Origin of the sequence: Vibrio agarivorans, from assembly GCF_030409635.1 — a bacterium.
Taxonomy (GTDB): domain Bacteria; phylum Pseudomonadota; class Gammaproteobacteria; order Enterobacterales; family Vibrionaceae; genus Vibrio; species Vibrio agarivorans.
Window position 1 is genome coordinate 453,158 of sequence record NZ_JAUFQF010000001.1, and the last position, 26,235, is coordinate 479,392.

The window sequence follows — 26,235 nt, forward strand, 5'->3', positions numbered from 1 at the left end:
TTGCTATTGATCGGTTAAATGGAATAATTGATGAGTTAGATGGAATAGAAGTAATACAGCTGCGACTTCATGCGCACGATGATCCCACGAATCACATCGAGAAAGTTCAAGAAACCAATCGGTTTATCACCACTGACCCAAGCCAGACCTACAGAGCCAACAGGAAGATCATAACCTTCGGTTTCTGCAATTTTTAAGCGCACAAAGTGGTGCTTGTTGTTGGCGTTTTGCCCTGTGGTACTGCGTACTTTCGAGTCCCAACCGAGAAGATTACTTTGCGATTCACCAGTGGCTTCGACAATGCCTTCGACTTCGGCCGCGAATACATGACCCGGGTAAACAGAAGACGCAAACTCTGCCGTGTTACCAGGCTGGATATTACGTATTGCCTGATGATTAACACGCATCAGTACGTATTTCTCATCAGTGTACATCTGAAGGCGCGGCATATTCGAGATACGCTGCCCTTCACGCAAGATAAAGTTGGTAACAAAACCATCGGCCGGTGCGTAAACTTTAGTACTTTTAAGATCCCATTGCGCTTGTGCGAGCTGCTGCTCACTCTTCTCAAGCTCTGCTTGGCGAGAGTTGACGGTGAGTTTGGACTTGTCGATAGCGAGCAGGGCTTTATCGGCCTCAATTTCAATCGTATCGAGTTGTGACTGAATGGCAGACACATTATGGGTAGCCACATCAACTAGGCTGCGCTGTTTGTCGAGATCGCTTTCAGGAATAGTATCTTTCACTACTCGGTTCTGTTCTAGGTAGCGCTCAAGCATGCTTGTTTGTAAATCTAAATCGACCTTAGCGCTGTTGAGCTGACTGATTGTGGTGGTCATGTTTTGTATCAGTGAGTGATGGTTAGCTTTAGCAATGCCGATATCTTCACTCGCTAGCGCCAAAGCCACTTTTGAAGCCTCGACTTCGCCTAAAGCTTGTTTGACCGCAATTTCATATTGGGTTGAGTCCACTTCATAAATGAGCTGGCCTTTTTCAATTTGTTGGTTCGGAGATATATGTATCGCCGTCACTTTGCCTTTTACGTTCAACGAATCTGGTCTTAATTGGATATGAGGGGATTGCACCAGCGAGCCACCTGACATATCCATCGGAGTGTAGTTAATTAAGCCCACCCAGACAAACATAAGCCAGCCAGTTCCCCCAAGATAAGCAAAGCCCTTAGTGTACTTGTTCCAAGGCATTCCTATTAAGCGCAATAGATAGATAAAGAGTGCCCATACCGCTAAACCTTCTAGCATGATTCACCTTCCTCTGTTTTGCATTCTGCTGACTGATTTTGGCTTGGCGTTGCTCGCCATGTGTCTCTTACTGAAATAATGGCCTTCTCGATATCGACGAAAGCGAGGATCACGGCCAGAACCCACACCCAATGCCAGATAAAACCGATCCAGGTGAGTATTGTAATAAGGCCAACCTGATTATGCTGTCGATGATGAGCTTTGCTGATAGGAAGCTCATGTACACGCCAAAAGCCGTACACGGCAGCGCCGACAGAAAGTATCAGCACCGAAAAAGCGACAACATGTAGTGCAGTGTCGGCACTGGTGCCGACAAAAGGAGTGGATATTAGGCTCATTGATAATCCCTAAGAAATTTGATGGAGAGATTTTGCGAAATAGTTTGTTACAGATGGCAGTTTGTGACAGATTTAATCAAAATGAATGAGGTTTTGATGAGATCTGCTATGGAGCGAGTTCGATTTATCCGATCTTTTGGGGCTGAAAACCTATATTTGAACTGTATCAAGCGTTATGGGCTTCAAGGTAGACAAATTTCTATACCAAACAGAGCGTTTGAAAACTCGATGTCGCTGATTCCTGTTAGTGAGCTGACGCTGATGTATCGAGAGTTAGAGATACAAACACAGGACTCAAACTACGTATTGCATTCAATGGCAGATATGCCTATCGACAAAGCGAAAATCATCAGTCGTTGGATTTTGTCTGCACAGGATCTTATCAGCTGCGTTAGGCGCTTTAACGGCGGCGTATCGTCGATTCACTCCGGGGCGATGCTGCAAGGCTCGCAAGTGGGTAATATCCTTAAATGGACTTATGACGTTAAGGGAATTCCTTCAGATATGAGGGTGCATGACAGTATCCGATTTGCAATTTTTATGGTCAAACTCATCCGTGAATATCTAGGAGCAGAATATCGCCCAATGCGTGTCCAGCTCTGTGGTATGCGAAAAGACACCAGCCTTTATAGCGCCTTTTTTGGTTGTGACGTCGAATGGAGCCATCACAGAACCGAAGTGTGGCTGAATAACGATCATCAAATTTATCAATTGAACCGGCCAATAAAGAGCAGTGCCTCTCTGGCGATGACCTACAGTGACCTAGATAGTTTGTTGGACATGCCAAATCCAGACGAAGAGATAAAAACCATTGCAGAGTTGATCAAATATGCGCGGTATTATGGTTTTCCAACCATTGATAGAGTCGCTGGTTTTATGGGACTCTCTAGCCAACAACTTCAGCGTAAGCTTAACTCGCTCGGGGGTAACTTTACGGTGTTGTCAAACTATGTATTTAGTCATTATGCAGCGGAGCAACTGGTTAAGGGAGTATCCCCACAGCAAATCTCTGAATCCATTGGCTATAGCAGTGTTGCGAGTTTTAACCGAATGTTTAAAAAGCACCGTGGTGTTACGCCTAGAGAATATGTGCAGCAGCGTGTTCTATGAACAGCCAGAGCGCAAGATTACCATCGTAATGATAATAAATATTATTTGATATCAGCATGTTAAAAATGAGCTAACCCTAAAGAGTGATGATTGATTTGCATCAAGATTTGGTTACGTATTCATAGCTACTATGGCACGTGAAAGACTCATAACAATAATCGAGCAATTCAATATGAAAAAATCACTGAAGCAATTACTGAGTCCGTCGTTAACCCGACGCGGATTCATCAAAACGTCTTCGGCTCTGGGTGGTGTTGCAGCAGCAACAAGTGCCATCTCCCTGCCTTTTAAATCTGCACAAGCCAACAGCGAATCTAAACCTACTGAAGAAAAGGTGGTTTGGAGTGCGTGTACTGTTAACTGCGGTAGTCGTTGTCCACTGCGTATGCATGTCGCTGATGGCGAAATCAAATGGGTAGATGCCGATAATACGGGTAAAGATGACTACGCAGCCAAAGATGTGCAGGTTCGCGCATGTTTGCGTGGTCGCTCTATGCGCCGCCGCGTTTATAACCCTGATCGTCTCAAATACCCAATGAAGCGAGTAGGCAAGCGAGGCGAAGGTAAGTTTAAACGCATCTCTTGGGATGAAGCCTACAGTGAGATTGCAGCAAGCATCGAGTCAATCAAAAAAGAGTACGGCAACGAGGCGATTTACCTGAACTATGGTACCGGCACATTGGGTGGCACGGTAACAAAATCTTGGCCTCCTGGTTCATCATTGATTGCTCGTTTAATGAACCTAACAGGCGGTTACCTAAACCACTATGGTGACTACTCGACAGCACAAATCGCGAAAGGTTTGAGCTACACCTATGGCGGTTGGGCGAATGGTAACTCGTTCTCTGATACTGAAAACAGTAAGCTGATTGTTCAGTTTGGTAATAATCCTGCTGAAACACGTATGTCTGGCGGTGGTTTGATTCACCACCTTATCGAGAGTAAAGAGAAGTCCAACGCAAAAATGATCATGATCGACCCGCGCTATAACGATACAGCGGCAGGGCGTGAGGATCAGTGGGTACCGATTAAACCAGGTACGGATGCTGCACTTATTGCGGCGATGGCGCACGTGATGATCAAAGAAGATCTCGTTGACCAGCCATTCTTAGACAAATACTGTGTCGGTTACGATGAAAAAACGTTACCAGCATCAGCACCTAAGAACAGCGACTATAAGTCATACATCCTAGGCCTTGGCGAAGACGGTGTTGAAAAAACACCGGCGTGGGCAGCACCTATTACTGGTATTCCACAAGACATCATCATCAAATTGGCGCGTGAAATCGGTTCAACTAAGCCTTGTGCGATCTATCAAGGTTGGGGCTTACAGCGTACCCAAAATGGCGAAATTGCGTCTCGCGCAATTGCTATGTTAGCTCTGCTTACGGGTAACTTGGGTATTCATGGCGGTGGTTCGGGCGCTCGTGAGTCGGATTACAATATCCCATTTGTTCGTTTCCCAACACTACAAAACCCAATCAAAACCTCCATCTCGATGTTCCTATGGACAGATGCCATCGTGCGTGGTCCTGAAATGACGGCAACACGTGATGGTGTCCGTGGTAAAGATAAGTTGGATGTGCCAATTAAGTTCATTTGGAACTACGCGGGCAACTGTCTGATCAATCAACACTCAGACATCAACAAAACACATGAGATCCTTCAAGACGACAACGCGTGTGAGATGATTGTGGTTATTGATAACCATATGACGTCATCGGCTAAATATGCGGATATTATCCTTCCAGACTTAACGACTTCTGAGCAGGCGGATTTCTGTATGGATGCAAAAGCGGCAAACATGCCGTATTTCATCTTTGCAGATAAAGCGATAGAACCTCAATTTGAGGCGCGTGGCATTTACCAAATTTGCTCTGATTTAGCTGAACGTTTAGGTGTAGCAGAGGCGTTTACTGAAGGTCGTGACCAAGAAGGGTGGCTTCGTCATCTTTATGCTGAAACCTTGAAACTTGATCCAACACTTCCGGACTTTGAGACTGTGCGTAAGCAGGGCATTGTGAAGCGTAGCGATCCAAATGGTCACTATGTGGCTTACAAAGAGTTCCGTGAAGACCCTCAGGCCAATCCGCTCAATACACCTTCAGGTAAAGTCGAGATCTATTCTGAGGCACTGGCAAACATTGCAGCAGAGTGGGAGCTTCCAGAAGGCGACGTTATTCACCCATTACCGATCTACGTTAGCACTAGTGAAGGTTGGGATTCTCCGAAGCGTGGTCAATATCCACTGCAGTTGACGGGATTCCACTTCAAAGCGCGTTGCCACTCTACTTACGGCAATGTGGACGTACTAAAACAAGCAGCGCAACAAGAGATGTGGATTAACCCTATCGATGCTGAGCGTCGTGGGATTAAAAACGGCGATCGTATTCGTATCTTTAATGACCGAGGCGAAGTCCGCATCAACGCCAAAGTAACACCGCGTATGATGCCAGGTGTAGTAGCGTTGGGTGAGGGGGCATGGTATGCACCAGACGGCAATAAGGTCGATCATAACGGTTCTATTAACGTTCTGACTTCTCAAAATCCAAGCCCACTGGCTAAAGGCAATCCGCAACATACAAACCTAGTTGAAGTTCAGCTAGCAACAAAGGCGTAAGGACTGAATGATGAAACAATACGGTTTTTATATTGATTCAAGCAAATGTACGGGTTGTAAAACGTGCCAACTTGCTTGTAAAGACTTTAAAGACTTAGGTGTCGATCGTAGTTACCGCCGTGTGTATGAATATGCGGGTGGCAACTGGGTTGAGGAAAACGGCACTTATCGTCAAGATGTGTTTGCTTATTACACATCGATTGCCTGTAACCACTGTGATGAGCCTGCTTGTGCCAAAGTGTGTCCATCAGGGGCAATGCATAAACGTGAAGATGGCTTCGTGATTGTTGATGAAAAGGTCTGCATCGGCTGTAAACACTGCGCAAATGCATGTCCCTATGGCGCACCGCAGTACAGCAAAGAGAGAGGCCACATGACCAAGTGTGACGGGTGTTTTGAACGCGTAGCAGAGGGTTTCGACCCAATCTGTGTCGGTTCTTGTCCACTGCGTGCGCTAGAGTTTGGTCCAATCGATGAGTTACGTGCCAAATACGGTACCAATGCGGATGTTGCGCCATTGCCTTCATCAACTCTGACAAAACCAAACATCGTGATTAAACCAAACCGTCATGCGCGTCCTACGGATGATCAGACGGGTCACCTAGCAAACCCTAAGGAGGTTTAAGATGGGATGGCATGAATGGCCGCTGATTTTCTTCACTGTGTTCGCTCAAACTGCGGTAGGTGCGTTCATTGTGGTCGCAATACTCAATTTGGTTGTTGACCTCAAGGGAGAAACAAAAGCGAAACTTAACCGAAATTTGTTCTTCGTCTGGGCGTTTATGGCGCTTGGCTTTATGGCGTCAACCGCGCACCTTGGTAGCCCGATGCGTGCGATTAACGCGCTAAACCAAGTTGGAGAGTCTTGGCTGTCTCGCGAGATCTTATTTGGCTCGGCATTCTTTGGTCTCGGCGGTCTTTACTGGCTAGCTGAGTTGTTAAACAAAGGCTCTGAAGGTCTACGTAAAGCGATGATGGTTGGCACCATGGTCATCGGTTTCGTATTCATGTATGCGATGACTAATGTGTACCTAATCAACACGGTGCCGACTTGGGATACGCCATTTACTAGCGTGAACTTTGCTCTGACTTTAGTGCTATGTGGTGTCATTTTGGCACAAGTATTAGCGGCAGCAGCGGGTTTTGAATGTCCTAAGTTTAATAACTGGGCGATGGCTGGTGGTGTACTGGCGGTTATCGCTATTGTTATTGCGACCATGGCAATGGTTGGTGATTTGAACATGATTCGTTCAGCTATCGTTTCTGCCAATGAGCTCGTTCCAAATATGGCTTCTATTCAGAATGCGCGTTTTGCGATGATCTTTGTTGGCGTAGCTATTTGGCTAATCTCTATTCGCAAAAATGCGATGCCAATGGGCGTTGCAGGCCTTGCGCTTGTGATGGCAGCAGAGTTGATTGGCCGTAGTGTATTCTTCGGATTGCACATGACAGCGGGTATGTAGTCTTTAGAGGTTAATGGTATTGGGCAGGGGACTCTCTGCCCTTTATTGTTGAGTCCTTTCCAAATCACTTTTTGTCGGTTAGCAAAGCGCGTTATTTGCGTTTAAAGTTATACGGTACGTAAAGTTATTTGGATATTACTCAAAAAGAAAAAAACAATGACAGAAAAATTCGAAGTTGACTTAGATAGCTTACAAACCATGGCCAAAGTGCTGGGTTCTTTGTTCTATTTTCCTCTTACAGATGCCAATAATCAGTCTTTGATTCGTGCGATGGCAGTGGATGCACAAGAGCAAGAGAGTGCGTTCTCTGATTGGTGTAAAACCGTCAACAGTGAGTTGAAGGACACCCTAAATCAAGACTTTTTCTTGTTGTTTGAGGGGGGTGAGATCATGGTCGCACCGCCGTGGGGTTCAGTATATCTTGACCGAGAAGAGGTGATTTTCGGCGATAGTACCGTAGCGTACCGTCAGTTTTTACGTGAGCATGGCATTGAGTTAGATACCGGTATGCGTGAGCCAGAAGATCAGTTTGGTTTGATGTTGTTTGCTGTAAGCCAATTTCTAGAGCAACAAACTGATATTACTATCGTTAAATCCCTATTTGCGGATCACTTATTTCCTTGGTGTTACCGTTATCTTGAGTTAGTTCAAGAGCACGCGTTATCAAACAGCTATAAACAGTTAGCTGGCCTGGCACAGCAGTGGTGTGAAGCCGTTCAGGAATTACTGGTTATCGAACCTAAAGCGTTAAAGCTCTACCGCTAATGTCTGAAAAAGAGTCTCGCTATTATAAGGCTTACATGGAGCAAAACACGGTCAGTCGCCGTGGTTTGTTCCGTGCGTTGACGTCGGGAGCAAAGCGTTCAATCAACGAATCGCCAAACAAAACGCACATACCGGGTATTGGTGATATAGAACATGTTGAGCGAAAGGTTGCTCGACCACCCAAAGCTGTGGATGAAGTGCTTTTTCAACAGGTTTGTAATGGTTGTGGGGAGTGTGCCACAGCGTGTCCAGAGCAGGTGATTGTGCTTGAACATGACCTTGCACAATTGAATTTTGATTACGGCTATTGCAGTCAGTGTGGTAATTGTTCTTCGGTGTGTCCAACGGGGGCATTGCATGGCATTCAAACTGATGTGCAAATGCGTCCGATGTTTCGTACCAGTTGTCAGAACGCTATCGTGGGGGACTGTCAACTATGCCAACAACTTTGTCCAACCCGCGCCGTCACGATAGAGAATTTTGAACTACCAACGTTTGATAGCTCAAAGTGTGACGGTTGTGGTCGCTGCGGTCAGGGTTGCCCGTTTAGTGCTATTGAGATGCAGTTCGCTGCTAACACTCCTATCTAGGCGAGGTAGGTCTGCATTTGCTGTTCTATTTTCGGCAGTTCGGTTAACACCTTAGCCAAATCTTCTTCACCTGAAAGACTGCCATCTCTCGCTGCCTCTTCGAGTTTCTTTAGATTGGGTGTAATTTCAAACTCACACAAGTTATTGAGCGTCCCGTACAGCGTGTGACAGATAAAGAAGAGCTGTTCAAAGTCGCCCTGCGAGGTGTATGTCTCTACTTTTTTATGTGTCGTCGAGATACGCTAAGAAAAGCGCTTGTATCAACTCTTCGTCCCCTTCAAACATCTCTTCTAGCTGCGTTATATCGATCATGTTTGTATCCTTACATTTTTCCTCTAGTAGTAGAATAGAATAAATCTGTTGTTTTCAAAGTAAAATATAGTGTTCGTTTCCCGCAAGTCAGCAAAGTGTTAATTCGATCTCCTAACAGTTGTTTTTTCTTCTATCGGTCCTAGTTTATTTACAATAATCGTCGTTAGGAGTGAGGAATGTACAAGTACGTATCGTGTCCGAGAGCTTTACATTACATAAAGCCTCCGCCTGTTGACGTAAGCCTATCTCCAGCGGATGTCCCCGAAGCAGAATTAGAGATCCGTGAGGTGTTTGTAGAGTGGATAGAGCATGGGCTTGGTGCGGTTGTTGACAAGCCGATATCGGTCATAACTGAACGCGAGCGTGTCCGTTTCGATAACTTAAATCATGTGCTCTGTACCTTGTTTAAAAATCCTGACTACTATTGTGCGGCGATGAGAGTTGTTAATCAGTGGAAAGACAACACGGTAGCCAAGACTTATGTTCGTTATTTGTTGATCTTGAGCCAAAAAAATACTCTTCTACTGTAATATCAAACTAATCAGTGTCTTATTTGGGTTTAGCAATTAATGTGTCCTAAAATGATTTAAGCTGCATATATTTGGATGATGTATGGATTTAGAAATCACCTTACCGCCAGGTTCTGTTATTGAATGGAAGTTACTTAGACAGAGTATGGAAGTTGAATACTCGATGGTAGACCAAACAAACCACCGGTTTGGCCCGGTAGAGTTGAAAAAATTTCTGTCACGAATGTCCAAGCGCACTCGTACTCGATTACTCTCTCTGCTTAAAGCGCCATCCACAGAACACAAAAGCAAAGGAACACTGATTTTTGATATGGACGTTTCGCGTAGAGCAATTGTTCACGTAGACGTGATGTCCTGCAATGACACAGAAGTTGTTGGTCGCGCTTGTGTAAAATCGATTATTCCGCAGCAGGTTGACTCTGAATGGATTTTGATGAGCTTTCTCAAAGACCACCGCAAAGGGGTCGTCGTTACTGACTCTGAAATGAATATATTGTGTGTTAATGATCATCTTCTTGGTACTTTTGGTACGACAGAAAGTCACATTGTTGGTCAGCATCTCTCATGTTTAACCAACAGTAGAGAAACTAAAACAGCCATAGAGCGCCTGTGTGATAGCCATAATGGTGAAGACGGGTGGGGAGGTGTTGCAGAATTCGTGACGCATGATGGGAAAAGCACAACACAAGATATCGACATCAAAAAGCTATACTGGTGTACCGAAAATTTGGTGTATTTAATTAGGCTGACTGAGGTGAGTGGCCGTCAGTTTAATTTAAGCCATGAAAAGGAAGAACACTGGCAAACAACATTAGAGATGCCAAACAAGCAATTTTTATTAGAACAGGTGAATCAGTCTGAATGCAAAGATCAAGTCTTACTGGTGGCCTGTATCCAACCCGATTTCTTTAAGTCTGTACGTAAAGAAGCCAATCGCCGCTTAGCACTTGCTCTAAGACAACTGACCTTAGCCATTACCATGGCACGACTCGAAGACGGCGTGTATTGTGTGGTGGCAAAGTTGTGTCCAGATAACTTTAAAGATACCCATGCAGTCACTAAAGTGCTCAGGAAGCTGCGCAAAGACTTAAAGTCAAACGTGCATGACCTGATCTATCGCGACATCGTAAATGGCTTATGGGGTGTCGATATTTATGGCGTCGATGGACACTCCATAGAACAAGTTGTCGATCGCGCTTACCAGACGATGAAGATACATGATCGCCGTAAAAGCCCTTACTCTTTTTTTAACCCAGAACTGATTGAAATTGCGACTAAAGAACAGCAGCAAACGTCACTGGTGCTTGAAGCTGTACGCTTGAGAAAACTCGACATAGCTTATCAACCGATTGTTGATTTAATGACAGGGAAAATACACCGCTTTGAGGCCCTTTGCCGTTTTTGTGACGCAGGTGAGACGTTCTCGGTACAAAGTCTAATTGAAACAGCAGAGACATTGGGTGTCGTACACGTATTAGACAAAATAGTGGCAGAAAAAGCGCTACAAGGGTTCACGCAAATTCAACAAAAGTTTTCTGGGCATCAAAACATCTCACTGAACTGCTCCTTAGTTGATTCAGATGAGAAGCTGCGAATCTTTGATGAGCTGTGCGCGGTGATTCAAAAATTTAAACCTGAACACACCAATGTAACTGTTGAAATTACAGAGTCCGCCTATTTTGATAACAGCCTAATGGACTCCAAAGAGGTGATTAAAGCGCGAAAAAATGGGATCGATATTGCTGTTGATGACTTTGGATCCGGCAACTCGTCTTTTCAGTACTTTAACAACCTGCGTTTTGATTGTATAAAAATCGACAAGAGCTTTATTTCAGACATTGATACTATTCGTCATAAATTTTTGGCCGTTAAAATGCTTACCCAGTTGGCGCACGAGCTCAATGTGAAAGTCGTCGTCGAAGGGGTAGAGACTGTATCTGAACTAGAGACGGTTAAGAGTTTAAGTGTGGATTATGTTCAGGGCTATATCTTTAGTAGACCACGGCCACTGGACGAGATTCTGGCCTGTGACACACTCGATAGTCTGATCCAAAATCAAGTGCTTAACAACGGTGTTATCGTGATGTCATAAAGCACTATCTCGTTAACGGGCTTCCAAAGTTAATACCAAAACAGGTATATTGCTAACAACGACCGTTCTTCAAGGAGGTAGGGGTGAACGTTGTTATTCTTCACGGTTTGTATATGCATGGCATCGTTATGCAGCCTTTAGCGACCAACTTAGAAAAGCATGGCTATAAAACACGGCTAATTACTTATAACTCGGTCGCAATAGATACTCAGCGCATTTTTAGGCGGATTGATAGAGCCCTTGACGAAAACGGACCAAATGTGTTGGTCGGCCATAGCCTCGGTGGGCTTATGATTCAGCGTTATCTGGACGACAGACAACATGGAACTGACAGAGTTTCTCACGTTGTAACGATAGGCTCTCCATTGCAAGGCGCATCCATTGTCTCGGTGATAGAAGAGATGGGGATGGGGGTATTTCTTGGCAACTCCCCACAACATGGGTTAGCAACCCAAGATAACCGGTGGAACCTCCCACAGCCGCTAGGCAGTATTGCAGGTAATTTCGATGTCGGCGCGCGACGTCTATTATTGGGAGAGATGGAAGCCTCTGACGGCACTGTCACCGTTGAAGAGACTCGTATAGAAGGAATGACTGACCACATCATTACACATTTCAGCCATACAGCGCTGATATACAGTCAGGTCGTCCCTAACCAGATCGATCATTTTATCCAAAAAAACCAGTTTCAGCACGCCAGCTAATGTGGCTGGCGCCTGTCTATCAAAGATTGTCACCTTATAAAGTCAGAGCTTTTAACTCACTCAATAACACATCAATTTTATTTCGATTGACGTCTTGATGAGTAACAAAGCGAATCGGGTTACTTGCTGACACAAGAATCCCTTTTGCTTCGAGTGACTTTGTTAATAGGTCAATATCAATGCATTCGTCTACTTTGGCGAAGACAATATTGGTTTGTACGAAGTCTACATTTACGTTAAATCCATCAATGTTATCTAGCTGATGCGCTAAATATTGAGCATTGCTGTGGTCTTCTGCAAGGCGTTTGGTTTGTTGGGTAAGGGCAAGTTTTCCGGCCGCGGCAAGGATACCCGCTTGACGCATACCTCCTCCAAGCATTTTACGAATTCGACGCGCTTTGCTAATTAACGCTTCGCTACCCAATAGTAGCGAGCCGATCGGTGCACATAGGCCTTTAGATAGACAAATGGTCATCGAATCAAAGTGCTGTGAAATTTCGTTGATGTCGACGTTTAGCGCTGCAGATGCGTTGTAGACGCGTGCGCCATCTAAATGAAGCGATAGCTTGTGGTGGTCACAGAACTCACGTGCTTGGGCTAAGTAATCGAGAGGGAGTACTTTACCATTAATAGTATTTTCTAAACTCAAGAGCTTAGTGCGCGCAAAATGGAAATCGTCTGGCTTGATGGCGGCTTTCAATTTTTCGAAACACAAAGTACCGTCAGGATTGTTCTCAATGGGCTGTGGTTGAATAGACCCTAATACTGCGGCACCGCCGGCCTCGTATTTGTAGTTATGAGCTTGCTGACCACAAAGATATTCATCACCACGTTCACAGTGCGCCATTAGCGCCAGTAAGTTGGCTTGTGTGCCTGATGTGGTAAAAAGCGCAGCTTCAAATCCGTGTCGGTGCGCGGCATAAGACTCTAGGTCATTAACGGTTGGGTCGTCGCCATAAACATCATCGCCAACAGGTGCTGACGCCATGGCGTCTCGCATTAGTTGTGTGGGACGCGTTACCGTATCGGAACGAAAGTCGATCATAATGAAATCCTTTGATTAGAGAGCTTGCAAAATCGCTGTCAGTCCACTCACGGCACACAATACAAGTGCGCCAATACGAATCTTCTCTTTGGGAAGTGACTGCGTGGTTTTATTTGCGATTATATAACCGAGCCAAGCTGCGGGTAGCAGTGGCAATGTCATATAGAGGTGATACCAACCAAAATACCCAGTAGGGATTAAGATCATGAGAGATATCATTGAGCTAAACACAAAAAAGGCTGACAAGTTACCTCGTAACTTACCGGCATCCTGATGCTGCAATAGTAAAGCCATTGGTGGTCCGCCAATAGCGGAACTGGTACCAAAGAAACCAGAAAAGAATCCAGCTATGCCCATACGTGTTGGCGTGGGTTCGATACGAAATGGCAGTAAACTGATGACCACCGCAAGCAATACAATAACCCCAAGCAATAGAGAGAGTTGCTCGCCTGACACAACCACGAGTAGCCATGCACCCGCGAGCGAGCCAGGCACTCGTCCTATCAATGCCATTTTAAGCCCGCCAATTTCAATATTGGCTCGGTTCTTCATCGCATTGACTACCGATAAACATAACGCGACAAAACAAATTGGGCCGGGTACATAGGTCGGGTCTATTTGAAACAATAGTGGTGCTGCGACAATCGCAAGGCCGAAGCCGATCGCGGTTTGCACAAAAGCACCGAGAAATATAAGGCCGAATGCAATCAGCGCGCTGGTGGTAAACCAATCGTCAAACATCATGTTAAGTAAACCTACAGCGGCATGACGCGATTTCGACCAAGCTGCTTAGCTTCATACAGCAGGTGATCGGTGCGCTCAACGATGTTTTCAGGTTTATCCCCGGGCTGAAATTCACTGACCCCGAAAGAGGCGGTGATGTTACTGACGGTTTTACCTGTTCTGCGATCCTTGATGCTGATCTTCTCGATGGAGCGGCGCAAGCTTTCAGCAAACTGACGAGCGATACGAACAGATTTATTTGGAATGATCAGCGCAAACTCTTCACCACCATAGCGATAAGCGTTGATCCCGTCGCGGCTCGCTTGGCTAAGACGCTTAGCAATCGCTTTGATAACGGTATCACCTAATAAGTGCCCATATTCGTCATTGAACCCCTTAAAGTGGTCGATATCGAGCAGGACAAGAGACATTGGCTGTTCACTATCACACAGTGCATGAATATCGGCATCAAAGGCGCGGCGGTTATACAGGTGTGAGAGGCAATCGAAGAGCGCATCTTGCTGTACCTGTGCGAGTTGTTCTTTGAGTCGGCTAATTTCGTCACTCGCCGTGGAGAGTTGATTATTTAAAAAACTTGTGGAATGACGAATTTCTCGCGAGTCTTTAACCAAACTGCGCACTACCGTCATCACTTCATCGAATGAAAGGCTCTCTTTCTCAACTCTTTCTAGTTCAGAAAATGACTTATCCAGTGAACGAGAAAACTCGCTGGTATCATTGATGGTGTCAGTCATCGATGCATCGAGCTCACCCACCAAAAGTTCTACACTCGCTTTGAGTTCGTTAATGTCAGTTTCAGATTTTAACGCAATGTGTTTCTGATAGATTGATTTAGCCTGACTCGGAGGACACTCCCCATAGCTCTCCAGTATGGAGTCCATTTCGGAATTGAGTTGAGGATTAACATGATCAACATAGGTGTACCAGAGTGCATAGTTCGCTGGTGTGGTGGCTACCTTGTTTTTCATCATCAATGGCACGGCTTTTTTAAGGTTTTCCGTGGCCTTTACAAATTCATCTTTGCTCATCGATTTCTTCGGTCAATGTGTCCTATCTTTAGACAAAGAGCATACCTAATTTGCTGATAAATTACTGCTAATAAATAGGGTTATAACGATGTTTGATGATCGTAAACAGCTCTTTGTCGTAACGAAAACTGTGTCGCAACTAAAATAGTGTCGGGCTCTAGGTTAGGGAAGTCTGCGAGAGGCATAAGACATCAAGTCACAATATAAATAACGAACACTTGGAGAAGGAATATTGAAACGTATCGCTTTGTATTGCTTTACTCAAGACCTGCGCATTGAAGATAACTTGCAACTACAACGAGCGTTGAGTGAGTGTGATAGTCTGCTTTTTGTCTATATTCATGCTTCTCAAACGCACTTTCATCAGCACTTCTCCCCTCATCAACGGGAGGGAGAACACAAGCGCGCTTTTCGCCAACAGTCTTTGCAACACCTAAAAGCATCTGTCGGTGAATTTGGGCATGTTCTGCACCAGTTTGTTGGTCAACGCAGCAGAATCATCACTCAGCTTCTCTCATTAAACGAGGCCATTACTGACGTTTATCTGTGTACGGGTGCCGATTGGGATTTACTTCGTTTAAAAGAGTATGTCGAGAATAGACACTCTAACATCGCAGTTCACAGTGTGTGTAGCAATGCACTATTTAATCAGTCTGACCTACCTTTCGAGATTGAACTATTGCCGAGTAGTTTTTCGTCGTTTCGAAAAATAGTTGAAAAGATACCAATTTTACGACCTCTAGAGTCGCCAACACTCAATGATGTAGAGCCTTATGTTTGCAATATTCAAGGCATTGAGCCGTTTAGCGATAGCAACGAGAGTGCAAACCTGATTTTTTCAGGCGGTGAGTCATCAGGTGCTGACCATTTAAAAGCATACTTTGAAACTAACAAAGCATCCTCTTACAAAGAGACACGGAATCACTTTGATGAGTGGCAACATTCAACGGTATTTTCGTTATGGCTAGCATGGGGTTGTATTACGCCACGACAAATCGTTTCAGCGCTCAAACAGTATGAGCATGAAAATGGACAAAACGACTCTACTTATTGGATCTTGTTCGAGCTACTGTGGCGCGAGTATTTTCGCCTCTATGCTGAAAAACACGGCGCTAAGTTGTTTGCTTTTGATGGTATTCAACAAAAGCGCCCCCTTACTACGTTTTATGCTGAACAGTATCGTGCGTGGTGTGCGGGCCGTACCGGCTATGATGTGGTGGACGCGTGTATGCGTCAGCTAAATCAAACAGGCATGATGTCGAATAGAGGACGTCAGTTAGTGGCTAGCTGTTTCGTGCATGAACTCGGCTTAGACTGGCGTTATGGCGCGGCTTACTTTGAAGCGATGCTCATTGACTATGATGTCTCTTCAAACTGGGGCAATTGGCAATATCTCGCGGGGGTAGGGGCTGACCCTAGAGGTCATCGCAAGTTTGATTTAGAAAAACAAACCCAATGGTACGACCCAAACAGAGAGTTCATAAAGAGATGGGTGGAAGCGTAACATGACCAAAATACGTGATATTAAGGCTTACACTCACATTAAATTCATATTGGGCGACCAACTCAATAGCCAGCACTCTTGGTATCAACAACAGGATGACACCGTTTTATTTGTTATCGCTGAACTAAAACAAGAGCAAGCTTATGTTCATCATCACGCTCAAAAACAAGTGGCATTCTTCGCAGCAATGAAGGCATTTGCTGACGGGCTCATTGAAGAAGGGCATCAGGTATTGCATCTCACCTTAGATGACACTCATACATATGCTGTGTTGCCTGAATTGCTAGATGCTATTTGCAAGCAAACGGGCGCGTCATACCTTCATTATCAACGTCCAGATGAATACCGTTTATTAGCGCAGTTGCGTCAGCTTACATTGACTGATGTGGCAAAAATCGAAGCGGACACCGAGCACTTCATGTGCGATTTTGATGGGTTACTAAAGCAATTTCCGAGCAACAAAGCTGTCCGATTAGAGAGTTTTTATCGCCGAATGCGCAAGCAGCATCAGATTCTATTGGAGCAAGATGGAGAACCAGTGGGAGGTAAGTGGAACTATGATGTTGAGAATCGGAAAAAGCTCAAAAAAACCGACATTGATGCCGTTCCTGAACCGCTTGTTTTTGCCAATGACGTTAGTGACATTGTTTCGCGCTTGAAGAGTCATAACGTTCTTGGTTTTGGACATGTTGATGATCATCTTTTGTGGCCGATAAATCGCAATCAATCACTGAATATACTGGCGAACTTTTGCCAAATTTGCTTACCCTTATTCGGCACCTTTCAAGATGCAATGACACAGAATACACCCAACCAATGGAGCCTCTACCATAGCCGACTTTCGTTTTCTTTAAACAGTAAAATGCTTTCTCCAAGAGAGGTGTTCGATGCTGTGCTCGCGGTTTATCAAAGAGCTCCAAGCCGTGAGCTACTCGCGCAAGTAGAGGGGTTTGTACGTCAAATCCTAGGCTGGCGAGAGTATGTCAGAGGGATGTACTGGGCTAACATGCCCAATTATGAGTGTAAAAATCACTTAAACCACACAAACTCATTGCCGAGTTATTTTTGGGACGGCCATTGCAAAATGAGTTGTGTAAAACACGCGATTGATCAATCGTTGGAATATGCTTACGCGCATCATATACAACGGTTGATGATAACGGGTAATTTCAGTTTATTAGCAGAAATCGATCCGAAAGCAGTGCATGAGTGGTATTTGGGGATCTATATCGATGCGATAGAGTGGGTCGAACTCCCCAATACCATCGGGATGGCGCTTTATGCCGATGGTGGTTTAATTGCTTCAAAGCCTTATGTTTCGTCGGGGGCCTACATCAATAGAATGAGTGATTACTGTAAAGGTTGTCACTACAACATTAAGCAACGCAGCGGTGATGGGGCTTGCCCATTCAATGCGCTCTACTGGCGCTTCATGGTTAAGTATCGTGATACCCTCACCAGAAACCCACGAATGAATATGGTATTTCGTAACTGGGATAACTTAGCGCCCCAAGAGCAACAAAACACGCTTCAAACTGCAGAGACATACTTGCAAAACTTAGAGGATTTGTAGGACTGTAGCAATATGAACTATCGAGCACTCGCGCAGCGTTTAGAGCAATAGATAACCGTGTCCCAGTTCAACCGCCATTTTTTACGCCACGTAAAAGGCCTTTGGCAAACCGGACAGGTTTTTTGGGGTAGATTGAGTTTCTTGTGAGTCATAACGCTTACTTTCAGTTGAATCGTAAGCGTTATACGCAGATCAAGCCATCATCTGATCATTGATGGTTTTCGCGCCAATAAGCATCGCCTTAACCAGTTCTGCCGCATTAAATTTCTCAAGTGCATCATGTGCGCCAACCTGATGGGCGCGATCAACCGAGATTTCACTTGATAAAGAGGTATGGAGAATACGGTAACAGTGGTTTAGCGCTTTATCATTTTGTACTTCAAATGCCAGTTCGTAACCATCAAGACCCGGCATTTCAATGTCACTAACCAGTAAATCAAAGGCTTGGCCATCAGCAGCGGCTTTGCGCATTCGCTCTAGAGCATCCATACCATTATGCGACATTTGGTAGCTAATATTAATGCTATCAAGGGCATCGGATAGCTGTTTACGTGCGATAGTTGAGTCATCAACCAATAAAATATTCATCTGCTTTAAACGCTCACGTTCTACATCGGTAACGATTGGAATCGAAGCAGATTCATACTGAGGATAAATTTTTGAGAGCAACAGCTCGACATCGAGCATTTGCACAATGTGATCTTCAAATCGAGCGATACCCGTAACAAATACATTCTTGCCGGCACTTTCAGGCGCTGGTTCAATAGAACGCCAATTACACTCAATAATTTTTTCTATCGAGCGCACCATAAACGCAACAACGGTACGTAAGCAATCCGTGACGATCAGATAAGTCGATTCATACTCGTCTGGCTGGATAGGACGAAATCCAATAGCCGCAGGCATATCAATGACAGGTATTGTCTTACCGCGAATGGTCACTGTACCAACTACATGGTGATGGGAGTAGGGAATCTGAGTGGTTGGCATATAGGGTACAATTTCTCGTACTTTGAGTGTACCGATAGCGAACAGCTGTTTTTGCATGTTCAAGGTAAACATCAACATACCTTGCGACTGATTCGCTTTGCTTTCTACTTTTGCCATATTGATTCGTTCCTCTACTACGAACGCCTAATTGTATTACTTTTTTCAATGTATTGCGTTACAGATTTCGATAACTATTCAAAATACCTCAACCTTGTTTCAGCTAGAGAGTCAGACATGAAAAATGATATAATGATCACACATTTTTATTAAGGGCTTCTTACCATGGCGAACACCGCAGCAGCACTTCACATCTTGGTCAAGCACAAAGAGCAGGCTGAAGACATTATTAAGCAACTAAAAAAGGGCGCAAAATTTCAAACGTTAGCGCGCAAATACTCGACTTGTCCATCAGGCAAAAAGGGCGGTGATTTAGGTGAGTTTAGACGCGGCCAAATGGTTCCACAATTTGATAAAGTCTGTTTCTCGGGTGAAACATTAGTTCCGCATCTTGTAAAAACTAAATTTGGTTGGCACGTTGTGAAGGTGCTATATCGAACATAAATTAATCAAGTTTGGGTAAATGATGAATTCGGTAAATATGCTCGACTCATCTGTAATATATTGCCCAAATCATTAGAGTGATTGCTCTCACAAATCTCTTACAATAAATGACGCATTTTTGGCGTCATTTTTTTGTTGTATTTTGTAGCTTGCTGATTTGTATGAATTAATGTGTAAATTGGTGGTATTTCTGACATTCGTCAAATAAATGGGTGATATTTTTATCAAAATAGGCCTTTTTTTTACCAACTGCTATCTGATATATTTCGATTTGTAACAATGTGTACTGAAACAATAATAATATTTAAACATTTGTCGTATCGATAAATGTTCCAAAGGCAGTTAAGGAAGACTATGTTGTCGTTGTCTATTAAGAATAAGATCGTAGGATTGTGTCTACTATCGGTTGCTGGTTTTGGCGGGGTTTTAACGGTTGGTGGTAATGCGCTATTAAGCAATACTGACCAAGTTACCGACATTGATAAAGTTTATTACCCAGTAATGAACTCGGCATCATTGAACAGTGTTCTCATCAATCAGCTCGCTGAGCGTTTTAATCTCGCCGTTACTATTGGTGATGAAGAGATGCTTGAGGCGAACCGCAATACTGTTGAACAAATTGTGCGTAATTTCCAGTTGCAGCAAAAACTGCAACCAACACTGTCTTCTCAAGTAAATCAGCTAGAGCGTGAAATTAACGTCTATTTCGAGTCAGCCTATAAAGTGGCATTTGGTATGATTGAAGGTGATATTAACCTTCAACAAGCGGCAAAGCTTGCAGCTGATAACAGTGTCATGCTTGAACGTATTACTACAGCAATGGACGATTTTTCAATCGCTCGTCAGGCCGATTTTGAAACTTCTGTAGCGACACTAGAAGCAAACAACTCCCAAGCGCAGGCATTGATGCTGATTCTGGGTGGTTTAGCCTTGTCTCTTATTTCTGTCATGAGTTTCTTTGTTGTGCGTGGCATTCGTGCTGACCTCGGTTCAATCACCGACAAAATGCATGATATTGCCAAAGGCGAAGGGGATCTTACTGTACGCCTAGTGCACGACAAGAAAGATGAGTTGCGTGACCTAGTTGACTCATTCAATGCTTTTGTTGAAAAACTACAAAATAACGTGACTAACACGATTCAGAACGTGAGTCAGTTAGATATGATCTCAAACTCATTGGTGGACTCAAGCCGTTCAACCAGTGCGTTAACCGTAAAACAAAACCGTTCAATTGAAGAAGTCTCTGATTCATTAGGTCAGCTTTTTGCGGCAGCACGTAATATCGCCCAAAACGCTAATGATGCCTCCACCTCTGCAATGAGTGCAAGTGAGCAAGCATCTCACGGTGAAGAGCAAGTTAAGAGTACGATTACTGCGGTTCAAGAGCTAACTAACGATGTGCGTAACGCCTCTGAAGTAGTACAGCAGCTCGACCAGAATACCCAGAGCGCGGGCTCAATTCTTGATGCCATCAGTGCGATTGCTGAACAAACCAACCTATTGGCGTTGAATGCAGCGATTGAAGCGGCGCGAGCGGGTGAGCAAGGTCGAGGCTTCGCGGTTGTTGCCGATGAAGTACGTACGCTTGCATCGAGAACTCAAACGTCTACTCAAGAAATTCAAACCGTTCTGCATCAATTGCAAGAACAGACAAAAACTGCCGCTGCGATCATCGCAGAGAGCGCAGCTAAAGCTGAAGAGTGTGTTGATAAATCACTGGTAGCGGAACAGTCATTGATCCGTATTACTTCTGATGTAGCTGAAATCAGCCAACGCAATGAAGTGATTGCCGCTGCAACAGAAGAGCAGCAGCAAACCTCGTCGACCATTGAAAGCTTTGTTGATGATATTCGCCATATGGCTCAAGGCACAGCCGCGAGTGTGGGTGAATTAGATCAAGTTGCAAATGATATTAACAATATCACGGCGAACCTATCTGAATTAACGGGCCACTTTAAAGTCGGTTAATTCAAGCTCAACCATCCCCCTACGTATTTATTATGTGTGACATGAGGTTGCGCAGGGGGTTGTCTATTCAAAATTCGTTCATAGAACGACAAAACAATAAAAACTATTAACGTAGTGGAGTTACAAAATGAAAAGAACGCTTGTTGCGGCTCTAGTGGGTTTATCACTGGGCGCGAATGCTGCTGGATGGGATGATCTAAGAATCAGTGGTTTCGGCTCGGTTGGTATTGGTCAATCAGATAATGCGGTTGGCTATGCAGGTTACACAGACGAGAAATTGGATTGGGAACAAGAGACGCTTGCAGGTCTACAATTTGATTTCCGTATTAATGACCGTGCAAAGTTCGTTACACAAGTTGTGGCTAACAGCCGTTACGACTACGAGCCTAAAATTGAAATGGCTTACGCTAGCTACGCGTTTGATTCTTTCACTGCGCGCGCAGGTAAACTGCGTCTTCCGCTGTTCTTCTACTCAGATTACACGGATGTAGGTTATGCATACCCAATGATTCGTCCATCGCAAGAGCTATATGAGAACCTTGTTCTTAAAGGCTATACGGGTGCGGATCTACTGATTCCAGTTGATTTTGAAAACTCAACACTTCTATTCCAACCGGTAGTTGGTATTGCACAAATTGATGAAGATGACTCAGAGCTCGGTGAAGTTAAACTAGACAACATGTATGGTCTGAGTGCTCAGTGGATTTATAACGACTTTATGCTTAGAGGCTCTTACTTTGCTGCTGAAGCGAATCCAACCAATAGTGTTTATAACGGCACTTCAACGGATATGATTGCTGGTAAAGATGGTCAGTTTATTTCGATCGGCGCCCAATATGATAATGGCGACTTCTTAGCGAATGTGGAAGCTGCTGACGTTCAACTGGACGGGGAATTTTATGATTATCGCTCCGTGAACGGCTTGCTAGGTTATCGAGTAGGGAACTTTACACCTTACCTTGCAGCTGGCTGGGTAGAAACTACTGATGATGAAGAACGTAGTGGATTAAGCGCTTTAGTCATGAATTATGAGCGTATGTCATATTCGGTTGGTTCTCGCTGGGATTTTACAAAGAATATGGCACTTAAATTGGATGTTACTTACGTTGACTACAAAGACACCAGTGGTGGATTTGCTTCAAACCTAGAGTTGGTCGAAATGGGCGGGGGGTCTATAGTACCGACGGGCAATTTTAATGAAGATAGCTCACTTGTCTACTCAGCACGTCTAGACTTCGTATTCTAAGGGGAAGGGAACTATGAAAAAACTATTGACTCTTCTTGCAACAGCAGCACTAGCGTTTAATGCAACAGCGGGTATGGTTGTGATTGGCAACAGCGCAGGTGTAGACGCACTGAGCGAAGGCGATGTTAAGAAGCTATTTATGGGTAAGAAGACTCAGCTGCCGAACGGTCAAACAGCAAAAATTATTGAGCTGAATGACGGTGCAGAAGGCCGCCTAGCATTCCACTCGGTTTCAACTGGCCGTAGTGAATCTCAACTGCAGTCTGCTTGGTCTCGCCTCGTGTTTACGGGTAAAGCAGAAGCGCCAATCCAAGTCGCAGATTACTCGGCCGTTATCAACGCGGTGAAGAGCGATACAAACGCGATCGGTTATGTTGATGCATCAGCTGTGACAGGCGATGTAAAAGTGCTGACTCAATACTAATTGAAGTCAAAATAAAACCTTAAAGCGTTTTAGTTGTCACAAGACCAGTTGGGAAACCGAAAGGTCAGATGTATCACTTTGTTCTATACTAAAGGCAAGCCAAACGGCTTGTCTTTTTTTGTATCTAACCAATAGGAACAACATGAAACCAACCCTTATTAGCTATTCGAGGGTATCCAGTGCCAAGCAGTTAGAAGGTACAGGTATCGAGCAGCAGCAAGACTATAAATTACTGAACCAGTTATCCAAAGAGTACGGTTTGCCGATTGATGAGCGTACTTTCAGTGATGAAGGTCTATCTGGCTTTCACTCTCACAACCTCCAAGGTGAGTTTGGTCGGATACTTCAGCTTATCTCTACTGGTTCAATCATCAAGGGCTCTATCCTTGTCATAACGTCCCTAGACCGTCTATCGAGAGCCAAAACCAACGATGCTATGGAACTTATGTTATCGGTGATTAACCGAGGCATACGTATCTACACGGCTATGGACAGTAAGCTCTATTGTAGTGATTCCCCAAACCTTACTGCTGACCTTATCGTGTCTGTCATCATCATGGCACAAGCTCACGAGGAATCACTGAAGAAGTCGAAGAGAACCAAGGGTAATGCACTTGCCTTGATTGAAAGGTTTCACAAGGGGGAACGTGCTGCTGATGGCAATCCGATTGCAATTAAGTCGGTAGGCTCCTTGCCTTGGTGGGTGGAATCATCCGATGGTTCAGTAAAACCACATCCGTATTACTTTGGTGTAGCTCAGTGGATTGCTCAACAGTCTCTGAGTGGTGTTGGTACTACAAAGCTGCTTAGTGACCTTAACGAGCTGTACACACCTCCGAATGGTAAGGGATGGTATCGAACCACTGTTACTAGGTTCACCAAGAGCAAATCTCTAACTGGTTTAGCTGTGTTTACTCTTGATGGTGTTGAGCACGAATTATCAGGTTATTTCCCTCAGGTGATTACTGAGGATGAGTTCTATCAAATCCAAGCTAGGAAGAAGACTGCTACGCATTCACGAACCAGTAAGAACAAGCCTACTATCTTGAATGGGTTGCAGGTACTGAAGTGTCGTAGCTGTGGTGGTGGTATGAACTACTACACTGCTGGTGGACGTAAAGCCTATCGCTGCATCAATGGCATGACTAATCGAGCCAAGTGCAAAGGTATGAGCTGTAGCTCAGAGCCGGTACACGAAGCTGTGAAGCGTTCTCTGACTTGGTTCTCTGTTCAGCCTAAACCAGTGAAGGAAGACAAGGTTACGCCTGTGGTAGCGCGACTGGATGAAGCACAAGCTAAACTTAACCAGATGGAAGCTGACTATATGGAGAGTCCATCTAACATCATGGCTAAGATGCTTGCTCAAGTTGAACAGGATGTAGAAGCCCTACGCATCGAACTCGAAGAAACAAGACTGTCACAGGCAAGCACAGACGACTTTGGTACGTTTGATGAACCAGAGACAACTGACGAGTACAGGGATGTGATTGTTCGGTCTGTTAATACCGTGCAGGTCCACAAGATGGGTAGGAAAGAGATGCTAATCAGCATCTACTTCAAGTCTGGTTTGAACAAGCACTACTACATTAAGAACAACGAGGTTCTGCAAGAGGGTATTCTGTACTATGAACCACAAGCAGAGCTAGACCTACTGGATAAAGCCAACTGGATGCTGTTTGTTGCCGATGGTCGATTGAACCAATGGATTGATACAGGTAAGCCGTTGGATGTGTTACCTGACCCTTGGGAAGAGTGAACCAGATATAAGTAAGGCTACCGTTTGGTAGCCTTTTTTCATTACAGATTACCTGCGGTGTTGCCTCTACGGACTTCATCATAGGCTGCACTCTGTGCATCTCTACGGTCTCGTTGGTATTCATAATCTGCGCGTTGAAGAGCCCAAGCATCTTGCTGCATTGCCAATCGGTCTTGTGCAATACCTAAGCCTTGGAAGCCAAGCCAGCTATTAGCTAACACACCTGCACCTTGAATAGCCGGAGATACCCAACCAGATGAACGATTGCCTTGACCATCACGACCACCGAACATTCTATCGAAGCTGAACCATGAGTCACTTTGGTTGCCCGGTAAGTTAGCAATGTTGTTTTGCTGCTGGGTAGTAAACTGTAGTGGTTGTGTGTTCTGTGCCAAGGTATTGGCTGAATACATGTCTGCTGGATTGCCTCCACCATACATTGAACCAAATTGTTGTGGTTGCATTGGATTGTAGTTTGGGTCCCATTGACCAGTTGTTGGGTTAATTCCCGCCATAGTTAAGTTTCCTGTGTTGTATCGATACTAGTTCATTATGATACAGGCAAGCGTACGGTTAAATACCCATCGATAAACTCACTCAGGTATACGAGAAACAAACACAGGTTAATGTGGATGTGAGTGAGTTTATCCATAGGTATGAAAAAGCCAACCCGAAGGTTGGCTAATCACGTGAGTTCACTACGCTCACTAGGGACTGCCATCTGTCTAGGAATGGCAGGAGTGTTCATTATGTTAAGAGATGAACCATAGAGCAATAGGTCATGGGGTAGATTTCTCGACCATTCTCCAATATTGCATCACTCGTCCTCGTTTGACTGGTTCAATGGTTCTGTCCAGTTGCATCTTGAACTCTGCTAGCTGCTCATCAGATAGGTTAGGGTAGAGCTTCTTCAACGCGTCTGTATGGTCTCTGTCGTGGTTGTATGACCTAGGACGACCATTTGTCCTATTATCTCGTTCACGTTGCTTACGTTGCTGCTCAGTTAGCTTTTGCTGCTTACGTTGGAGGACTTCTTCCGGTAATGACAAGTCTAGGTAGGTTAGATCTGTCATTTGGTGAACCATGGTTTATCTAATCCGTTGGTCTGTTCCGTGTAGTAGCGGTTCGCTTTAACCGTGTTGTTTGCTTGTAGGCAACTCGCAGGATCTAAATCGATAGTACCTAATGTGTTGCGTGCTGCTTCGATGAACTCTGCAGGTGTGAACCATAAATCGTTCTTGTTGGTAGAGTGTTGCCCTACCATTACTGCTTTAGTCATTGGTACGTTCCATTAAGATCTGGGTAAACTTCATCTTCTTGAACTTGAGGGTAGCCCCTCCTGAAAATGAACCAACGAGCTCTAGGGCTGCGATAAGGTCTAGTTCGACCATTGGCATCATTCCAGTCTTGTTGCCTTGGTAGAAGCTGTCTCTGGTTTGATTGGCTTGGTAGATACCTTCCTTTTGTCGTGCACGAACCAGAGAGATAACGTGACGATGTTGCTTGCCGAAGTAATCAGCTATTTCTTTTGTGTTGGTAATCATTTGGTATGTTGCCTCATTGCGTGCTCTGCTAGTCGCAGTTTCTCACGAAGTTCGTTAAGCTGCTCTGCT

28 protein-coding genes are annotated in these 26,235 nt (G+C 44.6%); 16 read left to right on the plus strand and 12 right to left on the minus strand.

Features of this window, described 5'->3' with window-relative positions; genetic code table 11:
- Positions 1-35: 35 nt before the first annotated feature.
- Positions 36-1,259 carry an HlyD family secretion protein gene (locus QWZ05_RS01860; RefSeq protein WP_264875567.1) on the minus strand — a complete coding sequence of 408 codons (1,224 nt, stop codon included), beginning with the start codon at positions 1,257-1,259 and terminating at the stop codon, positions 36-38.
- A complete protein-coding gene (locus QWZ05_RS01865) occupies positions 1,253-1,597 on the minus strand; it encodes a DUF3302 domain-containing protein (RefSeq protein ID WP_264875566.1) in 345 nt (114 codons plus the stop codon). The genes QWZ05_RS01860 and QWZ05_RS01865 overlap by 7 nt, the downstream gene beginning before the upstream one ends.
- A 96-nt stretch (positions 1,598-1,693) precedes the next feature.
- On the opposite strand from QWZ05_RS01865, the gene QWZ05_RS01870 reads away from it, so the two are divergent.
- The 6 genes from QWZ05_RS01870 to QWZ05_RS01895 all read left to right on the plus strand — a co-directional run bounded on the left by QWZ05_RS01870 (position 1,694) and on the right by QWZ05_RS01895 (position 8,145).
- Entirely contained in the window at positions 1,694-2,707 is a 1,014-nt protein-coding gene (locus QWZ05_RS01870) for an AraC family transcriptional regulator (RefSeq protein WP_290296181.1), read from the plus strand.
- 172 nt (positions 2,708-2,879) lie between these two features.
- Positions 2,880-5,327, plus strand: a complete 2,448-nt coding sequence (locus tag QWZ05_RS01875; protein WP_290296182.1) for a DmsA/YnfE/YnfF family dimethyl sulfoxide reductase — start codon at positions 2,880-2,882, stop codon at positions 5,325-5,327.
- 10 nt (positions 5,328-5,337) lie between these two features.
- Positions 5,338-5,952 (plus strand): DMSO/selenate family reductase complex B subunit, encoded by a 615-nt coding sequence (locus QWZ05_RS01880; protein WP_264876221.1) that lies wholly within the window; start codon positions 5,338-5,340, stop codon positions 5,950-5,952.
- A 1-nt stretch (position 5,953) separates the two neighbouring features.
- The gene (locus QWZ05_RS01885; protein ID WP_264875563.1) at positions 5,954-6,790 is read left to right on the plus strand and encodes a DmsC/YnfH family molybdoenzyme membrane anchor subunit; all 837 of its coding nucleotides are present in this window, start codon (positions 5,954-5,956) and stop codon (positions 6,788-6,790) included.
- Between the two features lie 156 nt (positions 6,791-6,946).
- Positions 6,947-7,555: a molecular chaperone TorD family protein gene (locus QWZ05_RS01890; RefSeq protein ID WP_264875562.1), complete on the plus strand. Its 609-nt coding sequence runs from the start codon at positions 6,947-6,949 to the stop codon at positions 7,553-7,555.
- On the plus strand, positions 7,555-8,145 hold the full coding sequence (locus tag QWZ05_RS01895) for a 4Fe-4S binding protein (protein WP_264875561.1): 591 nt from the start codon (positions 7,555-7,557) through the stop codon (positions 8,143-8,145). The genes QWZ05_RS01890 and QWZ05_RS01895 overlap by 1 nt, the downstream gene beginning before the upstream one ends.
- Here QWZ05_RS01895 and QWZ05_RS01900 read toward each other — a convergent pair.
- Complete coding sequence (locus tag QWZ05_RS01900) at positions 8,142-8,285, minus strand: hypothetical protein (protein ID WP_290296185.1); 144 nt, start codon at positions 8,283-8,285, stop codon at positions 8,142-8,144. The two genes, QWZ05_RS01895 and QWZ05_RS01900, sit on opposite strands and share 4 nt — an antisense overlap.
- 348 nt (positions 8,286-8,633) lie before the next feature.
- Between QWZ05_RS01900 and QWZ05_RS01905 the strand changes: the two genes are divergently transcribed.
- The 3 genes from QWZ05_RS01905 (at position 8,634) to QWZ05_RS01915 (ending at position 11,783) form a co-directional block, all read left to right on the plus strand.
- The gene (locus QWZ05_RS01905; RefSeq protein ID WP_290296187.1) at positions 8,634-8,987 is read left to right on the plus strand and encodes a hypothetical protein; all 354 of its coding nucleotides are present in this window, start codon (positions 8,634-8,636) and stop codon (positions 8,985-8,987) included.
- Positions 8,988-9,069: 82 nt separating this feature from the next.
- Positions 9,070-11,079, plus strand: coding sequence for an EAL domain-containing protein (locus QWZ05_RS01910; protein WP_264875558.1), 2,010 nt, complete (start codon positions 9,070-9,072; stop codon positions 11,077-11,079).
- A gap of 83 nt (positions 11,080-11,162) precedes the next feature.
- Positions 11,163-11,783, plus strand: a complete 621-nt coding sequence (locus QWZ05_RS01915) for an alpha/beta fold hydrolase (protein ID WP_264875557.1) — start codon at positions 11,163-11,165, stop codon at positions 11,781-11,783.
- Positions 11,784-11,817: 34 nt separating this feature from the next.
- Here QWZ05_RS01915 and ltaE read toward each other — a convergent pair whose 3' ends face one another.
- From ltaE to QWZ05_RS01930, 3 genes are read right to left on the minus strand one after another with little or no spacing between them, the layout of a single operon-like run.
- Positions 11,818-12,825: a low-specificity L-threonine aldolase gene (ltaE, locus tag QWZ05_RS01920; protein ID WP_290297099.1), complete on the minus strand. Its 1,008-nt coding sequence runs from the start codon at positions 12,823-12,825 to the stop codon at positions 11,818-11,820.
- 18 nt (positions 12,826-12,843) lie between these two features.
- Positions 12,844-13,569 carry a sulfite exporter TauE/SafE family protein gene (locus QWZ05_RS01925; RefSeq protein WP_290297102.1) on the minus strand — a complete coding sequence of 242 codons (726 nt, stop codon included), beginning with the start codon at positions 13,567-13,569 and terminating at the stop codon, positions 12,844-12,846.
- Positions 13,570-13,583: 14 nt separating this feature from the next.
- On the minus strand, positions 13,584-14,600 hold the full coding sequence (locus QWZ05_RS01930; protein ID WP_264875556.1) for a GGDEF domain-containing protein: 1,017 nt from the start codon (positions 14,598-14,600) through the stop codon (positions 13,584-13,586).
- A gap of 232 nt (positions 14,601-14,832) precedes the next feature.
- On the opposite strand from QWZ05_RS01930, the gene QWZ05_RS01935 reads away from it, so the two are divergent.
- The gene (locus QWZ05_RS01935) at positions 14,833-16,104 is read left to right on the plus strand and encodes a DASH family cryptochrome (protein WP_290296191.1); all 1,272 of its coding nucleotides are present in this window, start codon (positions 14,833-14,835) and stop codon (positions 16,102-16,104) included.
- Between the two features lies 1 nt (position 16,105).
- A complete protein-coding gene (locus QWZ05_RS01940; RefSeq protein WP_290296193.1) occupies positions 16,106-17,677 on the plus strand; it encodes a cryptochrome/photolyase family protein in 1,572 nt (523 codons plus the stop codon).
- Between the two features lie 17 nt (positions 17,678-17,694).
- Here QWZ05_RS01940 and QWZ05_RS01945 read toward each other — a convergent pair whose 3' ends face one another.
- The gene (locus QWZ05_RS01945; protein WP_264875553.1) at positions 17,695-17,829 is read right to left on the minus strand and encodes a DUF2256 domain-containing protein; all 135 of its coding nucleotides are present in this window, start codon (positions 17,827-17,829) and stop codon (positions 17,695-17,697) included.
- Positions 17,830-17,869: 40 nt separating this feature from the next.
- Positions 17,870-18,784 carry a chemotaxis protein gene (locus QWZ05_RS01950; RefSeq protein WP_264875552.1) on the minus strand — a complete coding sequence of 305 codons (915 nt, stop codon included), beginning with the start codon at positions 18,782-18,784 and terminating at the stop codon, positions 17,870-17,872.
- 165 nt (positions 18,785-18,949) lie between these two features.
- Between QWZ05_RS01950 and ppiC the strand changes: the two genes are divergently transcribed.
- From ppiC to QWZ05_RS01975, 5 genes are all read left to right on the plus strand, one after another.
- Positions 18,950-19,228, plus strand: coding sequence for a peptidylprolyl isomerase PpiC (gene ppiC / locus QWZ05_RS01955; protein WP_264875551.1), 279 nt, complete (start codon positions 18,950-18,952; stop codon positions 19,226-19,228).
- 501 nt (positions 19,229-19,729) lie between these two features.
- A complete protein-coding gene (locus QWZ05_RS01960; protein WP_264876218.1) occupies positions 19,730-21,196 on the plus strand; it encodes a methyl-accepting chemotaxis protein in 1,467 nt (488 codons plus the stop codon).
- Positions 21,197-21,323: 127 nt separating this feature from the next.
- Positions 21,324-22,442: a hypothetical protein gene (locus tag QWZ05_RS01965; protein ID WP_290296196.1), complete on the plus strand. Its 1,119-nt coding sequence runs from the start codon at positions 21,324-21,326 to the stop codon at positions 22,440-22,442.
- 13 nt (positions 22,443-22,455) lie between these two features.
- Positions 22,456-22,866 (plus strand): type 2 periplasmic-binding domain-containing protein, encoded by a 411-nt coding sequence (locus QWZ05_RS01970; protein WP_264875549.1) that lies wholly within the window; start codon positions 22,456-22,458, stop codon positions 22,864-22,866.
- A 142-nt stretch (positions 22,867-23,008) separates the two neighbouring features.
- Positions 23,009-24,622, plus strand: a complete 1,614-nt coding sequence (locus QWZ05_RS01975) for a recombinase family protein (protein WP_264875548.1) — start codon at positions 23,009-23,011, stop codon at positions 24,620-24,622.
- 41 nt (positions 24,623-24,663) lie between these two features.
- On the opposite strand, the gene QWZ05_RS01980 is transcribed toward QWZ05_RS01975, so the two are convergent.
- The 4 genes from QWZ05_RS01980 to QWZ05_RS01995 form a co-directional block, all read right to left on the minus strand.
- Positions 24,664-25,137, minus strand: coding sequence for a hypothetical protein (locus tag QWZ05_RS01980; protein WP_290296198.1), 474 nt, complete (start codon positions 25,135-25,137; stop codon positions 24,664-24,666).
- Positions 25,138-25,401: 264 nt separating this feature from the next.
- A complete protein-coding gene (locus QWZ05_RS01985) occupies positions 25,402-25,695 on the minus strand; it encodes a hypothetical protein (protein WP_290296200.1) in 294 nt (97 codons plus the stop codon).
- Positions 25,692-25,901: a DNA N-6-adenine-methyltransferase gene (locus tag QWZ05_RS01990; protein ID WP_290296202.1), complete on the minus strand. Its 210-nt coding sequence runs from the start codon at positions 25,899-25,901 to the stop codon at positions 25,692-25,694. Before QWZ05_RS01990 ends, QWZ05_RS01985 begins: the two co-directional genes overlap by 4 nt.
- Positions 25,894-26,166, minus strand: coding sequence for a Rha family transcriptional regulator (locus QWZ05_RS01995; RefSeq protein ID WP_290296204.1), 273 nt, complete (start codon positions 26,164-26,166; stop codon positions 25,894-25,896). Before QWZ05_RS01995 ends, QWZ05_RS01990 begins: the two co-directional genes overlap by 8 nt.
- Positions 26,167-26,235 lie beyond the last annotated feature (69 nt).

What these genes read in the sequence shown, in the direction of transcription:
- QWZ05_RS01860 (WP_264875567.1), bottom strand. Translation starts at nt 1,259, where the DNA reads ATGCTAGAAGGTTTAGCGGTATGGGCACTCTTTATCTATCTATTGCGC.
- QWZ05_RS01865 (WP_264875566.1), bottom strand. Translation starts at nt 1,597, where the DNA reads ATGAGCCTAATATCCACTCCTTTTGTCGGCACCAGTGCCGACACTGCA.
- QWZ05_RS01870 (WP_290296181.1), top strand. Translation starts at nt 1,694, where the DNA reads ATGAGATCTGCTATGGAGCGAGTTCGATTTATCCGATCTTTTGGGGCT.
- QWZ05_RS01875 (WP_290296182.1), top strand. Translation starts at nt 2,880, where the DNA reads ATGAAAAAATCACTGAAGCAATTACTGAGTCCGTCGTTAACCCGACGC.
- QWZ05_RS01880 (WP_264876221.1), top strand. Translation starts at nt 5,338, where the DNA reads ATGAAACAATACGGTTTTTATATTGATTCAAGCAAATGTACGGGTTGT.
- QWZ05_RS01885 (WP_264875563.1), top strand. Translation starts at nt 5,954, where the DNA reads ATGGGATGGCATGAATGGCCGCTGATTTTCTTCACTGTGTTCGCTCAA.
- QWZ05_RS01890 (WP_264875562.1), top strand. Translation starts at nt 6,947, where the DNA reads ATGACAGAAAAATTCGAAGTTGACTTAGATAGCTTACAAACCATGGCC.
- QWZ05_RS01895 (WP_264875561.1), top strand. Translation starts at nt 7,555, where the DNA reads ATGTCTGAAAAAGAGTCTCGCTATTATAAGGCTTACATGGAGCAAAAC.
- QWZ05_RS01905 (WP_290296187.1), top strand. Translation starts at nt 8,634, where the DNA reads ATGTACAAGTACGTATCGTGTCCGAGAGCTTTACATTACATAAAGCCT.
- QWZ05_RS01910 (WP_264875558.1), top strand. Translation starts at nt 9,070, where the DNA reads ATGGATTTAGAAATCACCTTACCGCCAGGTTCTGTTATTGAATGGAAG.
- QWZ05_RS01925 (WP_290297102.1), bottom strand. Translation starts at nt 13,569, where the DNA reads ATGTTTGACGATTGGTTTACCACCAGCGCGCTGATTGCATTCGGCCTT.
- QWZ05_RS01930 (WP_264875556.1), bottom strand. Translation starts at nt 14,600, where the DNA reads ATGAGCAAAGATGAATTTGTAAAGGCCACGGAAAACCTTAAAAAAGCC.
- QWZ05_RS01940 (WP_290296193.1), top strand. Translation starts at nt 16,106, where the DNA reads ATGACCAAAATACGTGATATTAAGGCTTACACTCACATTAAATTCATA.
- QWZ05_RS01945 (WP_264875553.1), bottom strand. Translation starts at nt 17,829, where the DNA reads ATGACTCACAAGAAACTCAATCTACCCCAAAAAACCTGTCCGGTTTGC.
- QWZ05_RS01950 (WP_264875552.1), bottom strand. Translation starts at nt 18,784, where the DNA reads ATGGCAAAAGTAGAAAGCAAAGCGAATCAGTCGCAAGGTATGTTGATG.
- ppiC (WP_264875551.1), top strand. Translation starts at nt 18,950, where the DNA reads ATGGCGAACACCGCAGCAGCACTTCACATCTTGGTCAAGCACAAAGAG.
- QWZ05_RS01960 (WP_264876218.1), top strand. Translation starts at nt 19,730, where the DNA reads ATGAACTCGGCATCATTGAACAGTGTTCTCATCAATCAGCTCGCTGAG.
- QWZ05_RS01965 (WP_290296196.1), top strand. Translation starts at nt 21,324, where the DNA reads ATGAAAAGAACGCTTGTTGCGGCTCTAGTGGGTTTATCACTGGGCGCG.
- QWZ05_RS01970 (WP_264875549.1), top strand. Translation starts at nt 22,456, where the DNA reads ATGAAAAAACTATTGACTCTTCTTGCAACAGCAGCACTAGCGTTTAAT.
- QWZ05_RS01975 (WP_264875548.1), top strand. Translation starts at nt 23,009, where the DNA reads ATGAAACCAACCCTTATTAGCTATTCGAGGGTATCCAGTGCCAAGCAG.
- QWZ05_RS01980 (WP_290296198.1), bottom strand. Translation starts at nt 25,137, where the DNA reads ATGGCGGGAATTAACCCAACAACTGGTCAATGGGACCCAAACTACAAT.
- QWZ05_RS01985 (WP_290296200.1), bottom strand. Translation starts at nt 25,695, where the DNA reads ATGACAGATCTAACCTACCTAGACTTGTCATTACCGGAAGAAGTCCTC.
- QWZ05_RS01990 (WP_290296202.1), bottom strand. Translation starts at nt 25,901, where the DNA reads ATGACTAAAGCAGTAATGGTAGGGCAACACTCTACCAACAAGAACGAT.
- QWZ05_RS01995 (WP_290296204.1), bottom strand. Translation starts at nt 26,166, where the DNA reads ATGATTACCAACACAAAAGAAATAGCTGATTACTTCGGCAAGCAACAT.